The sequence below is a fragment of the Streptomyces sp. NPDC102462 genome (assembly GCF_044765425.1).
Taxonomy (GTDB): Bacteria; Actinomycetota; Actinomycetes; order Streptomycetales; family Streptomycetaceae; genus Streptomyces.
In genome coordinates this window covers 1-23,020 of sequence record NZ_JBIWKB010000070.1, presented here as the reverse complement: position 1 = coordinate 23,020, position 23,020 = coordinate 1, and the positions used below count along the sequence as shown (strand labels likewise).

The window sequence follows — 23,020 nt, the reverse complement described above, 5'->3', positions numbered from 1 at the left end:
GCCGCCGCGGTCCGCCACGCCGTCACCGCGACCCGCCGCCCCGGTCCTGCCCCGCGCCGCGCGGCCGCGGTGCCGTCGGGTCCGGGAACTGGCGGGATGCCTTGGTGGCGCGGCACGCTGGAGGCACGTTGCTCAGGAACAGCGCGCCGCCGCCCGCGGAAAGCGCACCGCCCGCGGGGCCGGCGCACGCCCGAGAGGAGCCGCCCGCCATGCCCCCGAAGATCCTCATCGTGACCGGCGACGCAGCCGAGTCACTGGAGGTCATGTACCCCTACCAGCGCCTGCGCGAGGAGGGTTACGACGTCGACATCGCGGCCCCCAGCCGCAAGAGGCTCCAGTTCGTCGTGCACGACTTCGAACCCGGCTTCGACACCTACACCGAGAAGCCCGGCTACACCTGGCCCGCCGACCTGGCCTTCGCCGACGTGGACCCCGGCCAGTACGCGGCCCTCGTCATCCCCGGCGGCCGGGCACCCGAATACCTCCGCAACGACCCCGAACTCCGCAAGATCCTCAAGTCGTTCTTCGACGCCGACAAGCCCGTCGCCCAGATCTGCCACGGCCCCCTGCTGACCGCCGCGATCGACACCCTCCGCGGCAAGCGCGTCACCGCCTACCCCGCGCTGGAACTCGACATGCAGGCGGCCGGGGCGACCTTCCAGGACGCCGAGACGGTCGTGGACGGCACGCTGGTCTCCGCCCGCGCCTGGCCGGACCACTCCCGCTGGATGCGCGAGTTCCTGACCGTACTGCGCGCGAAGGCTCCGGTGAGCTGAGCCCAGGCCGCGGAACCGGCCGCGGACGCGGACCCGCACCGGGTCAGGCCGCCAGCCGCTCCGCCTCCGCCACGGCCTGGTCCAGCGTGTCCACCACGGGCACGCCCATGGCCTCCAGGCTGGCGCGGCCGTGCGAACCCCCGGTGTACAGCACGGCCCGCGCCCCCACGTGCCGTGCCGCCACCGCGTCGTCGGCGGCGTCCCCGATCACCACCGTGCGCTCCGGGTCCACACCGGTCAGCGCTTCCAGGTGCCGGACCATGTGCTCCGCCTTGCTGCCCCCGGACGGGCCGGTCCGCCCCTCGACCCGTATGAAGTGCGTCTCGATCCCGAACCCGCGCACCAGCGGTATCAGTTCGTCGTGCCCGTACATGCTCAGCAGCGACTGGCTGCGGCCCGCCGACCGCCACATCGTCAGCAGCTCCGCCGCCCCTTCGGTGAGCGAGCACCGGATCCGGTGCTCGCTGTAGTACCGATGGAAGACCACGTCCATGACCTCCCACTCCGCCTCGGTGGGCAGTCGTCCCATCAGCCGCTCGTAGAACTTCGGCACCGGAACGCAGTACATCGCCCGGTACTGCTCCAGCGTGATCGGCGCGAGCCCCAGCTCGGCGGCAGCGGCGTTCGTCGCCCCGACGATCGCCTCGTTGTCGTGGAACAACGTCCCGTTCCAGTCCCACACGATGTGGGCGCCTGCATGCATCCCCATGCCGAAGAACGTACCCGCCGCCACTGACAATCGGGCGAACAGCGAGGTCAGAGCCGGATACGGCGCGCTAGGCGAGGCCCACGAGGGCGGGGATCTCCTGCGTCGCGTACCACAGCAGCTCGTGATCCTCCGCCCCGTCCACGACGAACTGCGCGTCGTCGTCGCCGTCGTCCGCCGCCGGGAGCGCCGTGACCGCCGCAGCGACGTCGTCCTCCGCGTCGGCCGCGTCGGCGTGCACCGCCGCCGCCTTGGCCAGCGGCACAGAACCGGTCACCCGCACCTCGCCCAGCACGGCCGGATCGAGCCCGCGGTCCGGGTCGGGCATCGCGGCGCCGTCGGGCACGTCGACGGCGACCACGACCCGGCGGCGCGGCGCGTCCGGGTCCGCCGCCAGCTGCCGCAGCGAGGCCAGCGCGGCCCGGTTCAGCGCCGCGTACTCCAGTTCCTCGATGTCGTCGGAGAGGTACCACTCGCGCAGCGCAGGCGTGACGGCGTACGCGACGAGCGGTTCGGTCGGTTCGGTCCCCAGCTCGCCCGTCCTGTGCGCCTCGGTGAGACCGGGGAGGGTCAGGGGGACATAGACGCGCATGGCTGGCCGCTCTTTTCGTGGTCAAAGGCTCCGCTGGGGCCCGGCGAGGGCGGTCCCGCGCTCCCGGGCGGCCTTCAGGATACGTGCGGGCGTCCCCTTTCGGGTCCCTGCCCGGGCCCGCGGACCCGTCCACCCGGCGCCCGTGGGGTCACCCGACCCCGCCCCGAAATTTGCCGGGTTTTCGCCCCTTTTATCACTCGGATAGGTGAATTCCGCACGCCCTCGACGCGGGCCCGCGCTTGCTTGCCCGGGCCGTCCACGGCCCCGTACAAGATCCCCACCAGCAAGTTACCGCCCGGTATCCGCCGGGCCCGCCGAACGGGGACCCCATGAACAAGGTCATGACCAGGACCGCCCAGCGCCGCCCGGGCACCCGCCCGCCGGGACGCCGCGACCCCCGCCGCCCCGGCACCACCCCGCCCCGCACCCCCACGACACGTACCCCTGCACCCCATACGACCCACCACCGCACGGCCACGCCCGCCTCCGTCCCGCTCGCCGCCGTACCCGACGCCCCCACGAGCCCTGCGGCACCCGCCGCGCCCCTGCCGCCGCGTCCCACGGACCTCTTCGCCGACCGGCTGCTCGCCGTGCTGAGCGGTCAGCGTCCCGTCCACTGGATGCTCCGGCACACCGCCGGACGCGCCTACGACGAGTTGGCGCGGCTAGCGGAGCGCGGGCCCCTGCGCAGCCGCGGCGCCCGCCCGGTCGTACGGGACATCGGCTACTACGTCCCCCGCCGGGGCGCCATCGAGGCGTTCGCACGCATCGGCGCAGGCGACCAGCTGCGCGCCATGGCGTTCCGCCTGGAACAGGGCCCGGACCTGCGCTGGCGCTGCACGGCGGTGGAACTGGGTGGCCCCCGCGCCCCGCACACCGCCGACTGAACGCCTCAGTTCTCCGCGCCCGCGACCGGGTGCAGACGCGTTGTCGAGTGCGGGTAGTACGTGGCCGGGCGTGCAGTTCCCCGCACCCCTGCGGGGGTGCAGACACGTTGTCGAGTGCAGGTGGTCTATGGCCGGGCGCGCAGTTCCCCGCGTCCCTCGGGACCCTGCCGAACCGCGACGGGAACCGGGGGAACGCCGACGGGCCGGCCCATCCGAGGATGGGCCGGCCCGTCGGGACGCTACGGCGTTCTGGGCGCCGTCACTTCTTGCGGCGTCGGCCGCCCTTGGCCTGCCGGCGGCGCTCGGCCCGCGTCAGACCGTCGGACTCGGAGCGCACCGGCTCGTCCTCGTCATAGGTGAAGTCGCCCTCGACGATGCCGCCCTCGCCGTCCACGGTCGCCGCGGAGAAGTGCAGGCCGCGGCGCTGCGGGGCGTCGAGCCCCTTGGCGCGGATCTCCGGGCGGGAGCCCGCCTGGGCCGGCACCGCGTCCTGGACGCCCTCGGCCACCGGCTGGGCGTCCTCGACCGGGACCTCCTCGACCTGCTGCTCGACCTGGACCTCCAGGTTGAACAGGTAGCCGACGGACTCCTCCTTGATGCCCTCCATCATCGCGGTGAACATGTCGAAGCCCTCGCGCTGGTACTCGACCAGCGGGTCCTTCTGCGCCATCGCGCGCAGGCCGATACCCTCCTGGAGGTAGTCCATCTCGTAGAGGTGTTCGCGCCACTTGCGGTCGAGCACCGACAACACGACCCGGCGCTCCAGCTCACGCATGATGTCGGAGCCGAGCTGCGCCTCGCGGGCCTCGTACTGCTCGTGGATGTCGTCCTTGATGGACTCGGCGATGAACTCGGCGGTCAGCCCGGCCCGGTCGCCGGCCGCATCCTCCAGCTCGTCGATGCTGACCTTCACCGGGTAGAGCTGCTTGAAGGCGCCCCACAGCCGGTCCAGGTCCCAGTCCTCGGGGAAGCCCTCGGCGGTCTCCGCTCCGACGTAGGCGTCGATCGTGTCGTCCATGAAGTGCTGCACCTGCTCGCGCAGGTCCTCGCCCTCCAGGACGCGGCGCCGCTCGCCGTAGATGACCTCACGCTGGCGGTTGAGGACTTCGTCGTACTTCAGGACGTTCTTACGGGTTTCAAAGTTCTGCTGCTCGACCTGCGACTGTGCCGACGCGATCGCGCGCGTGACCATCTTGTTCTCGATCGGCACGTCGTCGGGCACGTTCGCCATCGACATCACGCGCTCGACCATCTGGGCCTTGAACAGACGCATCAGGTCGTCGCCGAGGGACAGGTAGAAACGGGACTCGCCCGGGTCGCCCTGACGGCCGCTACGACCGCGCAGCTGGTTGTCGATGCGGCGGGACTCGTGCCGCTCGGTGCCCAGCACATAGAGGCCGCCGCTCTCCTCGACCTCTTCCTTCTCGGCCTTGACGGCCTGCTCGGCCTTGGCCAGGGCGGTGGGCAGCGCGGCCGCCCACTCCTCGATGTGCTCCTCGGGGTCGAGGCCGCGCTGCCGCAGCTCCGCCTCGGCCAGGTCCTCGGGGTTGCCGCCGAGCTTGATGTCCGTACCACGGCCGGCCATGTTCGTCGCCACGGTGACGGCGCCCTTGCGGCCGGCCTGGGCGACGATGGTGGCCTCGCGGTCGTGCTGCTTCGCGTTCAGCACCTCGTGCTGGATGCCGCGCTTGCTGAGCTGCTGCGAAAGGTATTCCGACTTCTCGACGGACGTCGTGCCGACGAGGATCGGCTGGCCCTTCTCGTGCTTCTCGGCGATGTCGTCCACGACCGCCTCGAACTTGGCGACCTCGGTGCGGTAGATCAGGTCCGACTGGTCCTTGCGGACCATCGGCCTGTTGGTCGGGATCGGGACCACACCGAGCTTGTAGATCTGGTGGAACTCGGCGGCCTCGGTCATCGCCGTACCGGTCATGCCGGAGAGCTTCTTGTAGAGGCGGAAGAAGTTCTGCAGGGTGATCGTGGCGAGCGTCTGGTTCTCGTCCTTGATGTCCACCCCTTCCTTCGCCTCGATCGCCTGGTGCATGCCCTCGTTGTAGCGGCGGCCGGCGAGGATACGGCCGGTGTGCTCGTCGACGATCATGACTTCGCCGTCGATGACGACGTAGTCCTTGTCCTTCTTGAACAGTTCCTTCGCCTTGATGGCGTTGTTCAGATAGCCGACGAGCGGGGTGTTCACCGACTCGTAGAGGTTGTCGATGCCCAGCCAGTCCTCGACCTTGGAGACGCCGGGCTCGTGGATGGCGACCGTGCGCTTCTTCTCGTCGACGTCGTAGTCGCCGGTCTCCTCGACGCCCTTGAGGGGGTTGCCCGCCTCGCCGCGCTTGAGGCGCGTGACCAGCTTGGCGAAGTCGCCGTACCACTTGGTGGCCTGGTCGGCGGGGCCGGAGATGATCAGCGGCGTACGGGCCTCGTCGATGAGGATGGAGTCGACCTCGTCCACGATGGCGAAGTTGTGGCCGCGCTGGACCAGCTCGTCCTTGGCCCAGGCCATGTTGTCGCGCAGATAGTCGAAGCCGAACTCGTTGTTCGTGCCGTACGTGATGTCGCAGCCGTACTGCTCGCGGCGCTGGGCCGGCGTCATGTTGGCCAGGATGCAGCCGACGGACAGGCCGAGGAACTTGTGGACGCGGCCCATCATCTCGGAGTCGCGCTCGGCCAGGTAGTCGTTGACCGTGATGAGGTGGACGCCGTCTCCGGAGAGGGCGTTGAGGTACGCGGGCAGCGTGCCGACGAGCGTCTTGCCCTCACCGGTCTTCATCTCGGCCACGTAGCCGAGATGGAGGGCGGCGCCACCCATCAGCTGCACGTCGTAGTGCCGCTGGCCGAGGACGCGCTTGGCGGCCTCGCGCACCGTGGCGAACGCTTCGGGGAGCAGGTCGTCCAGGGGTTCCCCGTCGGCGTACCGCTGCTTGTACTCATCGGTGAGGGCCCGCAGCTCGGCGTCGGAGAGGTCGACGAAGTCCTCTTCGATGGAGTTGACCTGGTCCGCGATGCGGTGCAGCTTGCGCAGGATCTTGCCTTCGCCTGCACGCATGATCTTCGAGAGGACGGACACGGGGGCTGGTCTCCTTGCCGGTCGGGCCTGGGACGGTCGGTTTCCGTTTGACGTACTGAGCAACGGCCATCGTATGCGAGGACCCGGCCACGCCGGGAGGCCCGGCGGGGCTACGGTCGTCCGCTGCTGATCGGCCGACGCTTTCACAGCCTCTTTTCATAGAGGACAACGGCCGGGATGCGCGGATAGTGCCGCATCCGACCGGGGATTTGTGCGAACTGTGATCACCTGCTCACCCAACGCAGTCACGGCCCCCGGGCGTACGGTCCCGTCATGCGGGCCGGCGGGATGGCGCCGGCGCGGACCTCGAGGACTGCGCGGGCGTGCGCCACAGGGATGGCGCCGGCGCGGGCGCCCGAGCAGAATCTCCCGATGGACCCCGTCACCCTCACCACCGACCGGCTCGTCCTGCGCTCCCCCGGCCCGCCCGACACCGACGCGGTGCTCGCCGCCGCGCAGGACCCCGACCTCCAGCGCTGGATCTCCCAGTTCCCCTCGCCCTATCTGCCCGAGCACGCCCGCGGCTTCACCGAACGGACGGTCCCCGACGGCTGGGCGAACGACTCGATGTTCACCTTCGGCCTCTTCCTTGCCGAAGGGGAGCTGGCGGGCATGCTCGCCCTGACGATGCGCGCCCTGGGCGTCGCCGAGGTGGGGTTCTGGTCCACGAAGGAGCACCGCGGCCGGGGCTACGTCACCGAGGCCACCCTCGCCGTCGCCCGCTGGGCCTTCACCCGCCTCGCCATCGACCGCGTGGAGTGGCGTGCGGAGGTCGGCAACCACGCCTCGCGCGCGGTCGCCGAGCGGGCGGGGTTCACCGTCGAGGGCACGCTGCGCTCCGCGACGAACAACAAGGGCGTACGCCGGGACTGCTGGGTGGGCTCGCTGCTCCCGTCCGACCTGGGCCTGCCGTCGGCCGCGCCGTACCTGCCCGCTCCGCAACGGACCCGCCGGTAGCCGACCGCCGCACGGCACCCGCCCCAGCCCCAACCCACGGATCCCGCCCGCTGCCGACGGCGTGCCCCGGATACCGCCCACGCCCGTCCCGGGCCCACTGTCAGACCCACCCCATACGCTGCGAACCCATGACGACCCTTCCGCGCCCCACCACCGACCTCTCGGCCGACGAAGCCCGCCGTATCGCCCTGCGGGCCCAGGGCTTCCTCGGCACTCCCGACCGCCGGGCCGGGGTCCGCGGTGTCCTCCGCCACCTCGGCGCGGTCCAGCTCGACACCATCTCGGTCCTCGCCCGCTCGCACGAACTGATCCCCTACGCCCGCCTCGGCGCGGTGGGCCGCAAGGCCGTGGAGAACGCCTACTGGACGGACACGCACGCATTCGAGTACTGGTCCCACGCCGCCTGCATCCTCCCCGTGGAGGAGTGGCCCCACTTCGCCTTCCGCCGCCGCGCCTACCGCAACCGCCCGCACTGGAACCACGAACTGCCCGACGGCGCCTACGAGCAGGTCATCAAGCAGATCCGGGCCGAAGGGCCGCTCACCGCCACGGAGTTGGGCGGCGCGAAGCGCACCAGCGAGTGGTGGGACTGGTCCGGCTCCAAGGTCGCCGTCGAACGCGCGCTGATGTACGGGGAGGTCGTCTGCGTGACGCGCCGCGGCTGGAAGCGGGTGTACGACCTGGCGGAGCGCGCGATCCCGGACACCCTGCTGCACGACGAGCTGGACGACACCGAGTGCCTGCGCCGCCTGGTCCGCCTCGCGGGCCAGTCCCTCGGCGTCGGCACGCGCGCGGACATCGCCGACTACCACCGGCTCAAGGGCGAGCAGGTCGACGCGGTGATCGCGGACTCGGGCCTGGTCCCGGTCACGGTGGAGGGCTGGGGCAAGCCGGCCTGGGCCGACCCGGCGGCCCTGGAGACGCCCCCGCGGGGCCGGCACCGCACCACGCTGCTGTCCCCGTTCGACTCCCTGATCTGGGAGCGCGCCCGCACGGAACGGATCTTCGGCTTCACCCACCGCCTTGAGGCCTACGTCCCGAAGCCGAAGCGGGTGTACGGCTACTTCGCCATGCCGGTGCTGGCCGGTGGCCGGCTCGTCGGGCGTGTCGACCCGGCCCGCGAGGGACGCACCCTGGTCGCCAAGCAGGTCACCCTGGACGGCGCGAAGGCGGTCCCGGCCGTCGCCCAGGCCCTGGTCGAGGCGGCGAGCTGGGTGAGCTGCACGGACGTACGGGTGGAACGGGTGGACGCACCCGGTCTCCGCGAGGCGCTGGCCGGCGAACTCGCCCGTCTGCTCGGCTGAGCCTCAGCGGATCTCCAGGATCTTCTCCCGCATCGCGTAGACCACGGCCTCCATCCTGGAATGCAGCTGAAGCTTCTCCAGGATGTTGCGCACATGGTTCTTCACGGTGTTCTCGGAGATGAACAACTCCTTGGCGATATCGCGGTTGTTCATCCCCGTGGCCACGAGTTTGAGCACTTCGAGTTCGCGGTCGGTGAGCCGCGGCGCCGGCACCAGCCGGCGCTCGTCGGTGCGCTGGATCATCGACTTGAACTCGGTGAGCAGTTTCGACGCCATGGACGGGCTGATCTGCGACTGTCCGTCCGCCACGGCGCGAATGGCCGTGGCCACCTCGTCCGTGGAGATCTCCTTGAGGAGATATCCGGTGGCGCCCGCCTTGATCGCGTCGTAGAGGTCGGCCTCCTCGTCGCTGATCGTCAGCATGATGATCTTGGCGCTGGGTGCCACCTCCTTGATGGAGGTGCACGCCTCGATCCCGCCGCGCTTGGGCATCCGCACATCCATCAGCACGATGTCGGGCAGCAGGTCGGCGGCCTTGTCCACGGCCTCGGCGCCGTCGCCCGCCTCCCCCACGACCTGGATGTCCTCCTCGGCGGCGAGCACGATCTCCAGGCCACGGCGGAACAGGGCGTGATCGTCGACGACCAGGACTCTGATCGGCTCCTTGCGTGGAGAGCCCGCGTCCGGGCCCATGCCGACGACGTCGTCGGCATCCCCCTCCCGCAACGGTCCGAAGCTGTCCGCCATCGTTCCTCCCCCTGAAGGCTGTGGCTGTGGTCCTGTGCCATCGCCAACCCAAGGCAACGGCCCACCGGTTGGGCCGATGCGGCCATGATTTCATGCCGGGACGACACCGCGGTGACAAGCGGGGCGCGAAGTGGTCGCACACCGGTGCCCCTGGGGGCGCACACGCGCTCCAGGGGCACCCGCTCAACCGTCGGCCGGGTGCGTCAGCCGCCCAGCGTGCCCCCTGCCGCGGGGGATTCCGCCCGAGTGACCATCGGGTCCGTGTTCAGGTGGATGACGCCGTAGTCGTAGGCGTGCCGCCGGTAGACGACACTGGGTTCCTTGGTCTCGGAGTCGACGAACAGATAGAAGTCATGGCCGACCAGTTCCATCTCGTAGAGGGCCTGGTCGAGGGTCATCGGGGAGGCGACGTGGGTCTTCTCGCGGACGATGAGGGGGCCTTCACCCTGTACTTCGAGGGAGCCGACCTTCTTCGTGGGCACTCCGTCCGTCTCTTCCTCCTGGACGGGGTGGCCGTTCCCGTTGAGCGTCGCCGCTCCCGGGACATGGTCGGGGACCTCGGCGGCCGAAATCCGGCGCGCGCCGCGGCGGGAGAACCGCTTGTCGTGCTGCTTGCGCAGCCGGGCGTCCAGCTTCTCCGCCGCCAGGTCCAGTGCCGCGTACGGGTCGCTGGCCGCTGCCTCCGCCCGGATCACCGGACCGCGGGAGCGGAGCGTGATCTCCACTCGGTCGCAACGGTCGGCCTGTCGGGGGTTGGGCTCCTTGGACACCTCGACGTCGAGGCTGATCACCTTGCCGTCGAGCTTCTGGATCTTCTCCAGCTTCAGCTTCTCGGCCACGTGCTTGCGGAACCGCTCGGGCACCTCGGTCTTGCGGCCCTTGACGACGATGTCCACGCAGAACTCCGTTCCCGGATCGCTCCGCTGCGGTGGCGGAGCATCTCCCTTTTGCACCAGGCCCCGGTGAACCCCGGAGCCTCGGACTCGGTGACGTCCACCTCCTCCCCCATGGGCAAGATCTCCACCACGCCGTCGCGGGTCATTACGGTCCACCGCAGCACGGCATTCGGATATGGGAGGTATGGCCTGCGGCTTTCCCTCACAACCGAACATATCTCGCCCGGACGGATGTCGTCACCCTCTACTGCGGCGTACCTCCGTTCAGGTGAATAAGCCCTCTCACTACCTGCAACGACGCACATCCGCGGTCAGTTCCGGCTCATTTCGAAGGAATCCGGCGGGGCCGCGACCACTGCCGCACGGATCAACCGCCCGGCATCCTTCCCGCTCGCCATTCCCGCTCCTCCGTTTCCCGCGTTGCGGCTCTCTTCCGTTGATCCGCCGATCCGTTCCTCCCTTCCTTCCCGACCTGCACGCCCGTACACAACCCTTCTCCCGCCGGCTTCGCCGACCGCCTCCCGTACGGCGCGCGCCGCCTCCGCCAGGGAGGCGCCGGTCGTCATCAGATCGTCGACGAGAACGAGGTGGCCCCAGGCCAGCAGCCGGACACCGCCCGCCGTCACCTCCAGCGCGCCCGCGACATTGCCGAGCCGCTGACGGGAGCTGAGTCCCGACTGGTCGGCCACGGCCCGCCGCTGCCGCAGCACCCCGACCACGCGCGCACGCCGTCCGCCGCGCCGCAGCTCACCGGCCGCCGCGAGGGCGATCCGCCGCACCGGATCGTGGCCCCGCGCCCGCACCGCCCACCGCGCGGACGGCACCGGCACGAGCAGCAGGGGGACATCCCGCCGCCCGGCCCCCGCGCGCACCGCTCGGGCGAGAGCGGCGCCCAGGGGGCGCGCCAGTGCCAGCGCGCCGCGTTCCTTGTGGGCGAGGAGGGTCGCTCGCACCTCGTCCGCGTACGGAGCCGCCGCGTGCACCACCGGCAGCCCGGGCGGTTCCGGCAGCGGCCGCACCCGGCTCGGCGCGGCCCCGTTCAGGGCGGCACGGCACTGCTCGCAGAGCACCGTACGGGGCCTGCCGCAGCCGGAGCACTCGGCCGGCAGCACCAGGTCGGTGAGGTCCTGCCACCACCCCCGCATGGGCACCACTGTGCCAACGGCCCGGCCGAGCGGCCACCCCTGTGGAAAACTCCCTGTGGACAACTCCGCGCAGGTCATCACGGCCGTCACCCACACAAGGGAACCTCACCCCGGACGGACCTCGCCCTGGGCGGTCCTCACCCCGGATAGATCGGCGCCGATCCGTCCTTGACCACCTTCTGCCACTGCGCGCCGGACGGCAGCCGCACGATCCCGTCCTCCGAGTACGCCACCAGCGGCACCCGGTCGTCCTCGGACGCGGTGATCGCCTTCACCCCGGTCAGGGCCGCGGGCGCCTGGCTCTCCGGCGCCGACCCGTCGACCTGCACGTACCGCATCTGCTGCACGCCCCCCTGCTCGCGCCCGACCACGACGAGCCTGCCGTCCCCGGCCCACGACATGGCCGTGACCTGTTCCAACCCGGGTGCCGCGGAGCGCAGTTCGAGGACCGCTGGCCCCTGCCCGGACCCGTCGCCCCGTTCGATCCGCCCGACCAGCAGTGACTGCTTGCCGCCATCCTCCACGACGAGCGCCATCCGCACCCCGTCGGCGGCCACCCGGACGTCCTTGATGTGGCCGGACAGCCCCGGGGTCCGCACCGACTGCGGCTTCCCCGAGCCCTGCTCCAGCAGGAGCAGCCGCGGGTCGTGGGGATTGCGGTCGACCACCCACAGGTCACCGCGGGCGTCCCAGCTCGGCGTGGCCAGCCGGTTGGTCTCGCCGGCGCCACCGCTGGTCACCAGGGGCTCGCCGAGCGAACCGTCCGACGTCAGCGAGGCCACGTACAACGACTTCCCGTCGTTGCCGACCCCGGCCGCGGTGCGTTCGTCCCGCGAGACCGCGACGGACGCGAACTGCTTGCTGCCGTCGCCGAGCGGCCCCGGCACCGGCACGGCGGTGGTGCTCGTGCTGGTGCCCGCTATCCGGACCAGCCGGTGCTTGTCGTCGAGGAAGTACAGGTAGTCGGGTCCCTTCACGGCGCCGTGCCAGGCGACGGACTCGGCCCGCTCCTCGGTGAGGTCGCACAGCGTCCGCTCATCCGGCCCCTGCAACTCGACCGTGTCCACAGTCGGCGTCAGGTTCTGCAGCGTGAACAGCAGTTGGGTCGCCATTTCCCGGCACTCGGCCGCCCCGGCCCGGGCTGCCGTCGCGTTCAACGGCACCGTCAGCCGGTTCTGGTCGTCGGGCGACAGCGCGCCGGCGCCCTTCTGCAGCGCCGTACCGGCCGGGAAACTCGACCGGACCCCGGGTCCGAGCCACCTCGTGGGACCGTTCAGCAGCGAGCGCACCACCTGCGTCATCGGGTCCACCCGCTTGCGCAGATAGACCGGGTCGGCGACGGCCACCGGCTGCCCGTCGGCGCCGACCGAGGTGTGCGAGGCGAAGTAGTACTTGTTGACCGAGGTGTAGTTCCGCTGGAAGTCGGACTTGCCCATCACGACGCCCTGCGGCAGCGCGTCGATGCGCCACTGCCCGCTCTTGGCGTCCCGCGTCAGATGCAGCCGCTTGGCATACGCCCCTTCGGCCGGCGCGTACGCCTGCTGCGCGTCGACGGTGGCGACCCTGCTCCCGGCCAGCGTGTAGGTGAGGCTGCTCGGGTCCTCCCGCCCACCGGCGCCGTGGTCGACGACGGTGCTCGGCGCGTCGGCGAGCACCGTGGTGGACTGCTCGGGCCGCCACTTGCGCGCGACGGTAGGGGTCAAATATTTGCGGGCCGTGTCGTATCCCGGGTCGTCGCTGGTCAGCGCCTCCAGGAAGCCTTGCACGATTTCCCCCGGTGCGGCGTTCTCCTGGGGCGGCATGGCGAACACGCGCACCTGCGTGTCCTGCCGGGGCGTCGACTCGACGTCCCGCAGATCACCGCCGTCCGGCATCGAGGCGCACCCCGCCAGCAGTACGGCACCACAGGCGGCGTACGCCGCCGCGCGCCCCGGCCGACGCCGGCCGCCCCCTTCGCGGTCAGCGCCCACGAAATGCCTCCCCTGCGGTGTTCGAATCCTCCGCGGCCGTCGCGCGGTTCGTGTCCGGCTCCGCGTCCGTGGCCGGCGCCTCGTTCCGGTGCCGCAGGGTTGCGCCGGGCCGGGAGACGACGCGCGCGCCGCTGCCGGGCAGCGCGGTCGGGTCGGCGGTCGGTGCCACCGCGGCCAGCCGCTGCGGGAGCGAGGTGTGCGGGGGCAGCGGCGGCACCTGGCCGCCCGTGGACTGGGCCGGCACCGTGGCCCGTTTGTCGTCGTCGCTCGGCGGGCCGGCCTCGCCCTGTCCCGCGTTGCGCCGCGAGTCCTTCGGCTCCAGCGGTATGGGCGAGCCCCGCAGCTGCTCGTCGGCGGTACGCGGCAGCGTCAGCCGGAACTGCGATCCGCCGCCCGGCTCGCCCCACGCCTGCAACCAGCCGCCGTGCAGCCGTGCGTCCTCCAGGGCGATGGACAGGCCAAGGCCCGTGCCGCCGGTGGTACGCGCGCGTGCCGGATCGGCGCGCCAGAAGCGGCTGAAGACCCGGGTCGCCTCGCCGGGCTTGAGCCCGACGCCGTAGTCGCGCACCGCGACCGCGACCGCGCCGCCGGCCGCCGCCAGCTTGACGACGACATCCTTGCCCTCACCGTGCTCCACGGCGTTGACGACGAGATTGCGCAGCACCCGCTCCACACGCCGGGCGTCCGCCTCCGCGACGACGGGCTGCTGGTCACCGACGACGCGTATCCGGCTGCCCTTGCGCTCGGCAAGCGGCTCGGCCCCGCTGACGACCCGCCGTACGACCTCGCGCAGGTCTATCGCCTCGGCCTCCAGCGCCGCCGCGCCCGCGTCGAATCGGCTGATCTCCAGCAGATCGGCCAGCAGCGACTCGAAGCGGTCCAGCTGGTCGGCGAGCAGTTCCGCCGACCGGGCGGTCACCGGGTCGAAGTCCTCGCGCGCCTCGTGGATCACGTCGGCGGCCATGCGCACGGTCGTCAGCGGGGTGCGCAGTTCGTGCGACACGTCGGAGACGAACCGCCGCTGCATCCGCGACAGGTCCTCCAGCTGCTGGATCTTCAGTTGCAGGTTCTGCGCCATCTTGTTGAAGGCTTCGCCGAGGCGCGCGATGTCATCCTCGCCGGTGACCTTCATCCGCTCCTGAAGACGCCCGGCCGACAGCCGTTCCGCGATCCCGGCCGCCATCCGCACGGGCGTCACGACCTGCCGCACGACCAGCCAGGCGATCGCCCCGAGGAGTACGACGACGAAGAGCCCGGCGGTCGCGAGCGTGCCCTTGACCAGGCTCAGCGACTTCTCCTCCTGCGAGAGCGGGAAGAGGTAGTACAGCTCGTACGGGTCCCCGTTCGGGTCGTTGACCTGCTTGCCGATGACGAGCGCGGGCTGGGAGTCCTTGCCGTTGCTGTAGACGATGCGGGTGTAGCTCTGGGCCGCGGTCGTACTGGTGTGGACCCGTGTGCGCAGGTCCACGGGCACGCTGGCGGACGGGTCGACATATCCGGAGCCGCGCGGGCTGCGTCCGCCGCCGCTCTCGTCGCCCGCAGGGAGCGTCACCACGTCGAAGGCGCCCTGACCGCCGCTGGACAGCGACTCGACGAGGTCGCTCATCCACTGGATGACGTTCTGCGACTGCCGGCCGTCCACCGCTGAGGCCTCGTCACCGGTGCTGCTGGCGGCCTCGTCGGCCTTCTGCTTGGCCACCGCGAACCCGCCGGTGGCCTGGCTCTGCGACGCCTTCACCTTCGCGTCCAGAAGGCCGTTGCGCACCTGCCCGATGACGACGAAGCCGAGCAGCAGGACGACACCCAGCGACATCAGCAGCGTCGTGACGACGACCTTGAGCTGGATGTTGCGCCGCCACAGCCGCATGACCGGCAACAGCGGCCGGCGCACCCAGCGCATGAACAGCCGCAGCACCGGGCTGCCCTGCACCCCGCCCTGCAACAGCCCGCCCTCAAGGAGGCGTCCCCAGCGCGACCCGGCCGCCTTGCGGCCGGCAGGCCGCCCCGGACGGTTCCCGGGCCGGCCGGGAGCCGAAGCGGCACCGCCCCCGGACACGTCAGCTCGGTCCGGCCTTGTAACCGACACCACGGACGGTCACCACGATCTCCGGCCGCTCCGGATCCTTCTCGACCTTGGACCGCAGCCGCTGCACGTGCACGTTCACCAGCCGCGTGTCGGCCGCGTGCCGGTAGCCCCACACCTGCTCCAGCAGGACCTCGCGGGTGAACACCTGCCACGGCTTGCGGGCCAGCGCGACCAGCAGATCGAACTCCAGCGGCGTCAGCGCGATCGACTGCCCGTCCCGCTTCACGGAGTGCCCGGCCACGTCGATGACGAGGTCGCCTATGGTGAGCTGCTCCGGCGCCGGCTCCTCCGACCTGCGCAGCCGGGCCCGGATCCGGGCCACCAGCTCCTTCGGCTTGAACGGCTTGACGATGTAGTCGTCGGCGCCCGACTCCAGCCCCACGACCACGTCGACGGTGTCGCTCTTCGCGGTGAGCATCACGATCGGCACCCCGGACTCCGCCCGGATCAGCCGGCACACCTCGATGCCGTCCCGGCCGGGCAGCATCAGGTCGAGCAGCACCAGGTCGGGCTTGGTCTCACGGAAAGCGGCGAGCGCCTTGTCGCCGTCGGCCACGAAAGACGGCTCAAAACCTTCACCACGCAGCACGATGCCGAGCATCTCGGCCAGTGCGGTGTCGTCGTCGACGACAAGGACACGTCCCTTCATAAACGACATCATCCCATTCTCATAACGGCGAAGGCGGCGCAGGTGAACAAGGTCACCGGCCAGTGACGATAGTCGTACCAGCCCGTCACTGTCTGCCCTCGTCACGGGCGCCTACTACCGCCGGGTGAGCGCACGCCCCCTACCTCATGTCTCCAGCCGCTGCACGACGTGACCAGAGAGCAGTTCCGCGAGCGAGGCAGCCGTCACCGGCGAGGCCACACCCGCCTCGGTGACGATCGCCGTCACCAGCTCCGGCGGCGTCACATCGAACGCCGGGTTGTACGCCTGCGCCCCCAGCGGCGCCACCGGCACCCCGCCGCCCGGCCCCCCGACCGGCACCTGCGGCGCTGTGAGCTCGGTCACCTCGTACCCGGGGCGCTGCTCGACCTCGATGGACGCCCCGTCGGGCGTGTCGGGGTCCACCGTCGTCACCGGCGCCACCACGATGAACGGCACGTGGTGGTACCGCGCGAGCACCGCCAGCGGATAGCTGCCCACCTTGTTCGCCACCGACCCGTCGGCCGCGATGCGGTCCGCCCCGATCAGCACCGCGTCCACCTCGCCCGCCGCGAACAGCGAACCGGCCGCGTTGTCGGTGAGCAAGGTGTACGCCATGCCGCTGCGCGCCGCCTCGTACGCCGTCAGCCGCGCCCCCTGCAACAGCGGACGCGTCTCATCGACCCACAACCGGCGCAGCCGCCCCTCCCGGTGCGCGGCGAGCGCCACGGCGAACGCGGTGCCCTCCCCGCCCGACACCAGCGACCCGGTGTTGCAGTGCGTGAGGATCCGGTGCCCGCCGCCGGGCAACAGTTCGTCCAGCAGCGCCAGCCCGTGCCCGGCCATCAGGGCGCTGGCCTCGGCGTCCTCCCGGTGCAGGGCCCGCGCGGCGGCCAGCGCGGCGGCGGCCGCCCGCTGCGGGTCCGCGCCCGCGGCGAGCGCGGCACGGTGAGCGGCCCGCGCCCTGCGCACCCCGACGGACAGGTTCACCGCGGTGGGCCGGGCACCCTGGAGCGCGTCCGCGGCCTCGTCCACGTCGAAGCCCCGCGCGGCGGCGAGCGCGACGCCGTACGCCCCCGCGATGCCGAGCAGCGGCGCCCCGCGCACGGCGAGCGACCGGATCGCGCCGACCAGGGCCGAGGCGTCCGTGCACACGAACTCGACCTCCTCGGCCGGCAGTCTGGTCTGGTCGAGAAGGACCAGTACGGGACCTTCGGGCGGCTCCTCCCAGCGGATCGCCGGTATCTCGGTCGCGTGCCTGCCCTCGCCGGTGTGGGCGTCCTGATCAGCCATGCGGTCAGTCTGCCCCGTACCCCACGGACAATTGAAGGTGTGCAGCCCCCACCTCGGCCGGTCCCGTGGTCACCGCCCCATGGCACGATGGCTGCCAACCTGCCGCCGCACCCGCGGACGGGCACCGAGAAGGAGCTTCGATGAACGACACTCCGGGCTGGGCCTCGCCCGGATCCGCCCCGTCCGACGGGCAGGAACCCGGCGCGTCCGGCCCTGCCGACCCCGCCGACAGGCCGGGGCCCGCACAGCCCGTCGACCAGCCGGGCGCAGGCCCGCAGGACTCCGGTGCGCAGTGGTCCAAGGAGCAGCCGCCACCCGGCCAGTGGTCCGCGCCCACGGGCGCCCCGGCCCCGGGCCAGGCCCCGCCGCCTCCGCCGCCCGGCCCGGGCTGGGGCGGCGGCCAGGGCGGATACGGGGGCCCCGGTAGCCAGGGCGGATACGGCGGCTACGGAGGCGGTGGCTACGGGGGCCCCAGCGGCTACGGAGCCTGGGGCGCCGGCTGGGGCGGCCCCCCGCCCGCGGCCAAGCCCGGCGTGATCCCCCTCCGCCCGCTCGGTGTCGGCGAAATCCTCGACGGCGCCGTCTCCACCATGCGCACCTACTGGCGCACCGTCCTGGGCATCTCGCTGACCATCGCGGTCATCACGGAGATCGTCGTCATCCTCTTCCAGGGCCTCGTCCTCAACGACACCGCGAGCACCGACGCCCTCAACGACCCGAGCGCCACCCTCGGCGAGGTCTCCCGCGCCATGGGCGAGGCGATGCTCGGCTCGGTCGCCGTCCTGCTGATCTCCTCCATCGGCACCATCATCGCCACCGCCCTGCTGACGACCGTGACCAGCCGGGCCGTGCTCGGCCGGGCCGTGACCACCGGCGAGGCCTGGCGCGACGCCCGCCCGCAGGTCCCGAGGCTGTTCGGCCTGGTCTTCCTGCTGCCGCTCATCGCCGCCGGCATCCTCCTCTGCGGCGCGCTGCCCGGCATAATCGTGGCCGCCGCCGGCGCGGGGGGCGGCGCCACCGCCGCGCTCCTCGTCCTCGGCCTGCTCGGGGCGGCCGTCGTCGTGGTCTGGCTCATGGTCCGCTACTCGCTGGCCTCGCCGGCGCTGATGCTGGAACGGCAGAGCATCCTGAAGTCGATGGGCCGCTCCGCCAAGCTCGTCCGCGGCTCCTGGTGGCGCATCTTCGGCATCCAGCTGCTCGCCGCGATCATCGCGAACATCGTCGCGTCGATCATCGTCATCCCCTTCGCCCTGATCGCCGCGGCGCTCAGCGGGGACGGCTTCTCCAGCTTCCTCGAAGGCACCGGCAACGTCGGCTGGACGTTCCTCATCGTCAGCGGCATCGGCTCGGTGATCGGCTCCACGATCACCTTCCCGATCAACGCGGGTGTCAGCGTGCTCCTCTACATCGACCAGCGCATCCGCCGTGAGGCCCTCGACCTCGAACTGGCCCGCGCGGCCGGTGTCCAGGGCTACGGCGTGACCGCGCCCGGCGCCACCCCGGGGAGCTGACGCGGTGATCCCGGCGGGGGACCTTCTCAGCACGGCGCCGGTCCTGCCACGCGCGGCCGGCGTGGCCGTCCGGGGCCTGCTCCGGGCGGCCGACACGGCCGTACTGTCAGCGGCCGGCTCGGGCGACGAGCCGCCGGTGACCGTCGGACGCGATCCCGCGCGGGAGGCCGCCCGGCGCGAGCTGGCCAAGCGGATGTACCACGAGAACGACCCCAGCCTGCTCCAGCGGGCCATGAACGCCATCTGGGACTGGCTCGGCAAAGTCCTCGACACCGCCGCCTCGGCGACCCCTGGGGGAACACTCGGCCTGATCATCGTCGTCCTGGCCGTCATCGCCGTACTGGCCGCCCTGTGGTGGCGCTTGGGCACCCCGCGGCGCCGGCCGGCCGCCGCCCCCGCCCTCTTCGACGAGCGCCCGCGCAGCGCCGCGGAACACCGCGCCGCCGCCGAAGCGCACGCGGCCCAGGGCCACTGGAACCAGGCCGTCCAGGAACGCATGCGGGCCGTCGTCCGCGCCCTCGAAGAACGGGCCCTGCTCGACGTCCGCCCCGGCCGCACCGCCGACGAGGCGGCCTCCGAGGCCGGCCGCGCCCTGCCTCCCCACACCGACCGGCTGCACGCCGCCGCCCGCGCGTTCGACGACGTGACGTACGGCGGCCGCAGAGCGGACCGACAGACGTACGACCGGCTCGCCGGACTCGACCGCGACCTGGAGCGCAGCAAACCCGCCCTCGCCGTCAGCAGCCACAGCACGGCCCGCCACAGCCGCCAGGGGGCCGCCGAATGACCACCGGGGCCACCCTTCCCTCCACCTCGGCCTCGCCCACCGCCCGCCAGGTGTGGACCCGCGCGCGAGGCATCGCCCTCGCGTTCCTGCTGCTGCTCGCCGGAGCCGTCGCGATCGCCGTCATCCGCTCCGACGCCCGGCACGGCGCCCTCGACCCCCGCTCCGCCGACCCCTACGGCAGCCGCGCGGTCGCCGAACTGCTCGCCGACCGCGGCGTGTCCACCCGCGTGGTCACCACCCTGGACGAGGCGCGCACCGCGGCCGGCCCGGACACCACCCTGCTGATCGCCGTACCCGACCTGCTCACGCCCGGCCAGCAGAGCGCACTGCACTCCGCGACCGCCCGGTCCGGCGGGCGCACCCTCCTCATCGCCGCCGGCAGCTCGTCCGTGGAACGGCTCGTGCCCGGTGTGACCGCGGACCCCGCCACCAGCTTCGGGTCGACGCTCTCCCCCGGGTGCGACCTGCCCGCCGCCGTACGCGCGGGCGCTGCCGACACCGGCGGCATCCGCTACACCACCACCCGCCTCGACGCCGACTCCTGCTACCCCAGCGAGCGCTTGGCCACGCTGGTCCGCGTCCCCGACGCCTCCGGGAACGGCGACACCGTCGTCCTCGGCGCGCCCGACATCCTCTACAACGACCGCCTCGACGAGCAGGGCAACGCCTCGCTCGCGCTTCAGCTCCTCGGCTCCCGTCCCCATCTGGTCTGGTACCTCCCCTCGCTCGCCGACACCTCGGCCACCGGCACCGGTGACCAGAAGGACTTCCTCGACCTGCTCCCCTCCGGCTGGCTGTGGGGCACGCTGCAACTGTTCATCGCCGCGGTCCTCGCCGCCTTCTGGCGGGCACGCCGACTCGGCCCCCTCGTGCCCGAAAGACTCCCCGTCGCGATCCGCGCCTCCGAGACCGTCGAAGGCCGCGCCCGCCTCTACCGCAAGGCCGACGCCCGAGACCGCGCCGCCGCCGCTCTTCGCTCCACCACCCGCACCCGCCTCGCCCCCCTCGTAGGCGTCCCCGTCGCCCAGGCGCACGCGCCCGAAGCCCTGCTGCGCGCCCTGTCCACCCACCTCCACGGCGACGGACAGGCCCTGCACTCCCTCCTCTTCGGACCTCCGCCCGCCGACGACGCAGCCCTCATCACTCTCACCGACCGACTCGACGCCCTCGAAAGAGAGGTACGCCGTCCATGATGGACCCGACCACTGACAACGCCGGGACCGCCGGGGATGCGGGCGGCGCCCGCGCCTCCCTGGAGGCCCTGCGTGCCGAGATCGCCAAAGCCGTGGTCGGCCAGGACCCCGCCGTGACCGGCCTCGTCGTCGCCCTGCTGTGCCGCGGACACGTCCTGCTCGAAGGCGTCCCCGGCGTCGCCAAGACGCTGCTGGTGCGCGCCCTCGCGTCCGCCCTGGAACTGGAGACCAAACGCGTCCAGTTCACCCCCGACCTCATGCCGAGCGACGTCACCGGCTCCCTCGTCTACGACACCCGCACAGCCGAGTTCTCCTTCCAGCCCGGCCCGGTCTTCACCAACCTCCTGCTCGCCGACGAGATCAACCGCACCCCGCCGAAGACCCAGTCCTCCCTGCTGGAGGCCATGGAGGAACGCCAGGTCACCGTCGACGGCACGCCCCGGCCGCTGCCCGAACCGTTCCTGGTCGCCGCGACACAGAACCCGGTCGAGTACGAGGGCACCTATCCGCTCCCCGAAGCGCAGCTCGACCGCTTCCTGCTCAAGCTGACGATCCCGCTGCCGGCCAGGCAGGACGAGATCGACGTCCTCACGCGGCACGCCGCCGGCTTCAACCCGCGCGACCTGCGCGCCGCCGGCGTGCGCCCCGTCGCGGGTCCGGCCGACCTGGAAGCCGCCCGCGCCGCGGTCGCCAAGACGACCGTCTCCCCGGAGATCACCGCATACGTCGTGGACATCTGCCGCGCCACCCGCGAGTCGCCGTCCCTCGCCCTGGGCGTGTCCCCGCGCGGCGCAACCGCCCTGCTCGCCACCGCCCGCGCCTGGGCCTGGCTGACCGGCCGCGACTACGTCATCCCGGACGACGTGAAGGCCCTGGCCCTGCCGGCCCTCCGGCACCGCGTGCAACTGCGCCCCGAGGCCGAGATGGAGGGCGTGACGGCCGACTCCGTCATCAACGCCATCCTCGCCCACGTCCCGGTTCCCCGCTGATGCCGCTCACCGGACGCGCCGCCCTGCTGGCGGCCCTCGGCTCCGTACCCGTCGGCATCTGGGATCCCGGCTGGACGGGCATCCTCGCGGTCAACGGCCCGCTGGCCGTGGCCTGCGCCTGCGACTTCGCCCTCGCGGCACCCGTACGACGCCTGGTCCTGACGCGTTCCGGCGACACATCCGCGCGCCTGGGCGAAACCGCCGACGTGACGCTGACCGTCACCAACCCCTCGCGCCGCCCCCTCCGGGCCCGCCTGCGGGACGCCTGGCCGCCGAGCAGTTGGCAGCCCGGCACGGAGTTCGAGGCATCCCGCCACCGCGTCACCGTGCCCCCGGGCGAGCGCCGGCGCATCACGACCCGGCTGCGCCCCACGCGCCGCGGCGACCGCCACGCCGACCGTGTGACGATCCGCTCCTACGGCCCCCTCGGCCTGTTCTCCCGTCAGGGGGCCCACCGCGTTCCCTGGACGGTACGGGTCCTGCCACCGTTCGCCAGCCGCAAGCACCTCCCGTCGAAGCTCGCCCGGCTGCGCGAACTGGACGGCCGCACCAGCGTGCTGATCAGAGGCCAGGGCACGGAGTTCGACAGCCTGCGGGACTACGTCCCCGGCGACGACACCCGCTCCATCGACTGGCGGGCCACGGCCCGACAGACCGCGGTGGCCGTACGCACCTGGCGTCCGGAACGCGACCGGCACATCCTGCTGGTCCTGGACACCGGCCGCACTTCGGCGGGCCGCGTCGGCGACGCCCCACGCCTGGACGCCTCCATGGACGCCGCCCTGCTCCTCGCGGCGCTCGCCTCCCGCGCAGGCGACCGGGTGGACCTCCTCGCCTACGACCGCCGGCCGCGCGCCCTGGTCCAGGGACGTACCGCACGTGATGTGCTGCCGTCCCTGGTCAACGCGATGGCCACGCTTGAGCCCGAACTCGTGGAGACCGACGCGCGTGGCCTCACCGCCATGGCGCTCCGTACGACCCCGCGCCGCTCCCTGATCGTTCTTCTCACCACTCTCGACGCGGCGCCGGTCGAGGAGGGTCTGCTTCCCGTACTCGCGCAGCTCACCCAGCGCCACACGGTCCTGGTGGCGTCGGTGGCCGATCCCCATATCGCCGGCATGGCGACCGCCCGTGGAAACGCCGATGCGGTCTACGAGGCCGCCGCCGCGGCCCAGGCACAGACCGAAAGGCACCGTACGGCGGAGCAGCTCCGCCGCCATGGAGTGACGGTCGTCGACGCGACACCGGACGACCTTGCTCCGGCTCTGGCGGACGCCTATCTCGCCCTGAAGGCGGCCGGACGGCTCTGAAAGGGAATCCGAAAAGGAACCGAAAGGAAAAGGGCCCGAACGGGTCGGGCCCTGAACGCAGAAAACCCCCGTGCCAAAAGGCACGGGGGTTTTCCCAAAATTAGTTCGGCGGTGTCCTACTCTCCCACAGGGTCCCCCCTGCAGTACCA

Annotated in this window: 19 protein-coding genes; 9 read left to right on the top strand and 10 right to left on the bottom strand. The window is 72.0% G+C overall.

Translation table 11 applies throughout. The annotated features are described in order from the left end of the window. Positions 1-209: 209 nt before the first annotated feature. Positions 210-776, top strand: coding sequence for a DJ-1/PfpI family protein (locus ACIRFL_RS37595; RefSeq protein WP_404038228.1), 567 nt, complete (start codon positions 210-212; stop codon positions 774-776). A 43-nt stretch (positions 777-819) separates the two neighbouring features. Here ACIRFL_RS37595 and ACIRFL_RS37590 read toward each other — a convergent pair whose 3' ends face one another. Together ACIRFL_RS37590 and ACIRFL_RS37585 are read right to left on the bottom strand one after the other, a co-directional pair. Next, positions 820-1,485: an HAD family hydrolase gene (locus ACIRFL_RS37590; RefSeq protein ID WP_404038225.1), complete on the bottom strand. Its 666-nt coding sequence runs from the start codon at positions 1,483-1,485 to the stop codon at positions 820-822. A 67-nt stretch (positions 1,486-1,552) separates the two neighbouring features. Then, positions 1,553-2,074, bottom strand: a complete 522-nt coding sequence (locus ACIRFL_RS37585; RefSeq protein WP_404038222.1) for a DUF6912 family protein — start codon at positions 2,072-2,074, stop codon at positions 1,553-1,555. Positions 2,075-2,403: 329 nt separating this feature from the next. Here ACIRFL_RS37585 and ACIRFL_RS37580 point away from each other — a divergent pair, with 329 nt between their 5' ends. Further along, positions 2,404-2,961 carry an Rv3235 family protein gene (locus ACIRFL_RS37580; protein WP_404038220.1) on the top strand — a complete coding sequence of 186 codons (558 nt, stop codon included), beginning with the start codon at positions 2,404-2,406 and terminating at the stop codon, positions 2,959-2,961. Between the two features lie 259 nt (positions 2,962-3,220). On the opposite strand, the gene secA is transcribed toward ACIRFL_RS37580, so the two are convergent. After that, the gene (gene secA / locus ACIRFL_RS37575) at positions 3,221-6,037 is read right to left on the bottom strand and encodes a preprotein translocase subunit SecA (protein ID WP_404038217.1); all 2,817 of its coding nucleotides are present in this window, start codon (positions 6,035-6,037) and stop codon (positions 3,221-3,223) included. 372 nt (positions 6,038-6,409) lie between these two features. On the opposite strand from secA, the gene ACIRFL_RS37570 reads away from it, so the two are divergent. Both ACIRFL_RS37570 and ACIRFL_RS37565 read left to right on the top strand, forming a co-directional pair. Next, on the top strand, positions 6,410-6,994 hold the full coding sequence (locus ACIRFL_RS37570; RefSeq protein WP_404038214.1) for a GNAT family N-acetyltransferase: 585 nt from the start codon (positions 6,410-6,412) through the stop codon (positions 6,992-6,994). Positions 6,995-7,122: 128 nt separating this feature from the next. Then, the gene (locus ACIRFL_RS37565) at positions 7,123-8,298 is read left to right on the top strand and encodes a winged helix-turn-helix domain-containing protein (RefSeq protein ID WP_404038211.1); all 1,176 of its coding nucleotides are present in this window, start codon (positions 7,123-7,125) and stop codon (positions 8,296-8,298) included. 3 nt (positions 8,299-8,301) lie between these two features. On the opposite strand, the gene ACIRFL_RS37560 is transcribed toward ACIRFL_RS37565, so the two are convergent. The 7 genes from ACIRFL_RS37560 to mtnA all read right to left on the bottom strand — a co-directional run bounded on the left by ACIRFL_RS37560 (position 8,302) and on the right by mtnA (position 17,081). Continuing rightward, positions 8,302-9,045: a response regulator gene (locus ACIRFL_RS37560; RefSeq protein ID WP_404038208.1), complete on the bottom strand. Its 744-nt coding sequence runs from the start codon at positions 9,043-9,045 to the stop codon at positions 8,302-8,304. Positions 9,046-9,248: 203 nt separating this feature from the next. Beyond that, entirely contained in the window at positions 9,249-9,941 is a 693-nt protein-coding gene (gene hpf / locus ACIRFL_RS37555; protein ID WP_404038205.1) for a ribosome hibernation-promoting factor, HPF/YfiA family, read from the bottom strand. Between the two features lie 311 nt (positions 9,942-10,252). After that, positions 10,253-11,086: a ComF family protein gene (locus ACIRFL_RS37550; RefSeq protein ID WP_404038202.1), complete on the bottom strand. Its 834-nt coding sequence runs from the start codon at positions 11,084-11,086 to the stop codon at positions 10,253-10,255. A 137-nt stretch (positions 11,087-11,223) separates the two neighbouring features. Next, on the bottom strand, positions 11,224-13,056 hold the full coding sequence (locus ACIRFL_RS37545; protein ID WP_404038199.1) for an LpqB family beta-propeller domain-containing protein: 1,833 nt from the start codon (positions 13,054-13,056) through the stop codon (positions 11,224-11,226). Further along, positions 13,046-15,112, bottom strand: a complete 2,067-nt coding sequence (mtrB, locus tag ACIRFL_RS37540) for an MtrAB system histidine kinase MtrB (RefSeq protein WP_404038196.1) — start codon at positions 15,110-15,112, stop codon at positions 13,046-13,048. The genes ACIRFL_RS37545 and mtrB overlap by 11 nt, the downstream gene beginning before the upstream one ends. A 1-nt stretch (position 15,113) precedes the next feature. Then, a complete protein-coding gene (gene mtrA, locus ACIRFL_RS37535; protein WP_191870552.1) occupies positions 15,114-15,803 on the bottom strand; it encodes a two-component system response regulator MtrA in 690 nt (229 codons plus the stop codon). 132 nt (positions 15,804-15,935) lie between these two features. Next, positions 15,936-17,081: an S-methyl-5-thioribose-1-phosphate isomerase gene (mtnA, locus tag ACIRFL_RS37530; RefSeq protein ID WP_404038193.1), complete on the bottom strand. Its 1,146-nt coding sequence runs from the start codon at positions 17,079-17,081 to the stop codon at positions 15,936-15,938. 140 nt (positions 17,082-17,221) lie between these two features. Here mtnA and ACIRFL_RS37525 point away from each other — a divergent pair, with 140 nt between their 5' ends. The 5 genes from ACIRFL_RS37525 to ACIRFL_RS37505 are packed head-to-tail and all read left to right on the top strand — an operon-like array spanning position 17,222 to position 22,871. Beyond that, complete coding sequence (locus ACIRFL_RS37525; RefSeq protein WP_404038191.1) at positions 17,222-18,592, top strand: hypothetical protein; 1,371 nt, start codon at positions 17,222-17,224, stop codon at positions 18,590-18,592. A gap of 4 nt (positions 18,593-18,596) precedes the next feature. After that, positions 18,597-19,379, top strand: coding sequence for a DUF4129 domain-containing protein (locus ACIRFL_RS37520; protein WP_404038188.1), 783 nt, complete (start codon positions 18,597-18,599; stop codon positions 19,377-19,379). After that, a complete protein-coding gene (locus ACIRFL_RS37515; RefSeq protein ID WP_404038185.1) occupies positions 19,376-20,572 on the top strand; it encodes a DUF4350 domain-containing protein in 1,197 nt (398 codons plus the stop codon). The genes ACIRFL_RS37520 and ACIRFL_RS37515 overlap by 4 nt, the downstream gene beginning before the upstream one ends. Continuing rightward, entirely contained in the window at positions 20,572-21,561 is a 990-nt protein-coding gene (locus ACIRFL_RS37510; RefSeq protein ID WP_404038270.1) for an AAA family ATPase, read from the top strand. Before ACIRFL_RS37515 ends, ACIRFL_RS37510 begins: the two co-directional genes overlap by 1 nt. Continuing rightward, positions 21,561-22,871 (top strand): DUF58 domain-containing protein, encoded by a 1,311-nt coding sequence (locus tag ACIRFL_RS37505; RefSeq protein WP_404038182.1) that lies wholly within the window; start codon positions 21,561-21,563, stop codon positions 22,869-22,871. The genes ACIRFL_RS37510 and ACIRFL_RS37505 overlap by 1 nt, the downstream gene beginning before the upstream one ends. The last annotated feature ends 149 nt before the right edge of the window (positions 22,872-23,020 follow it).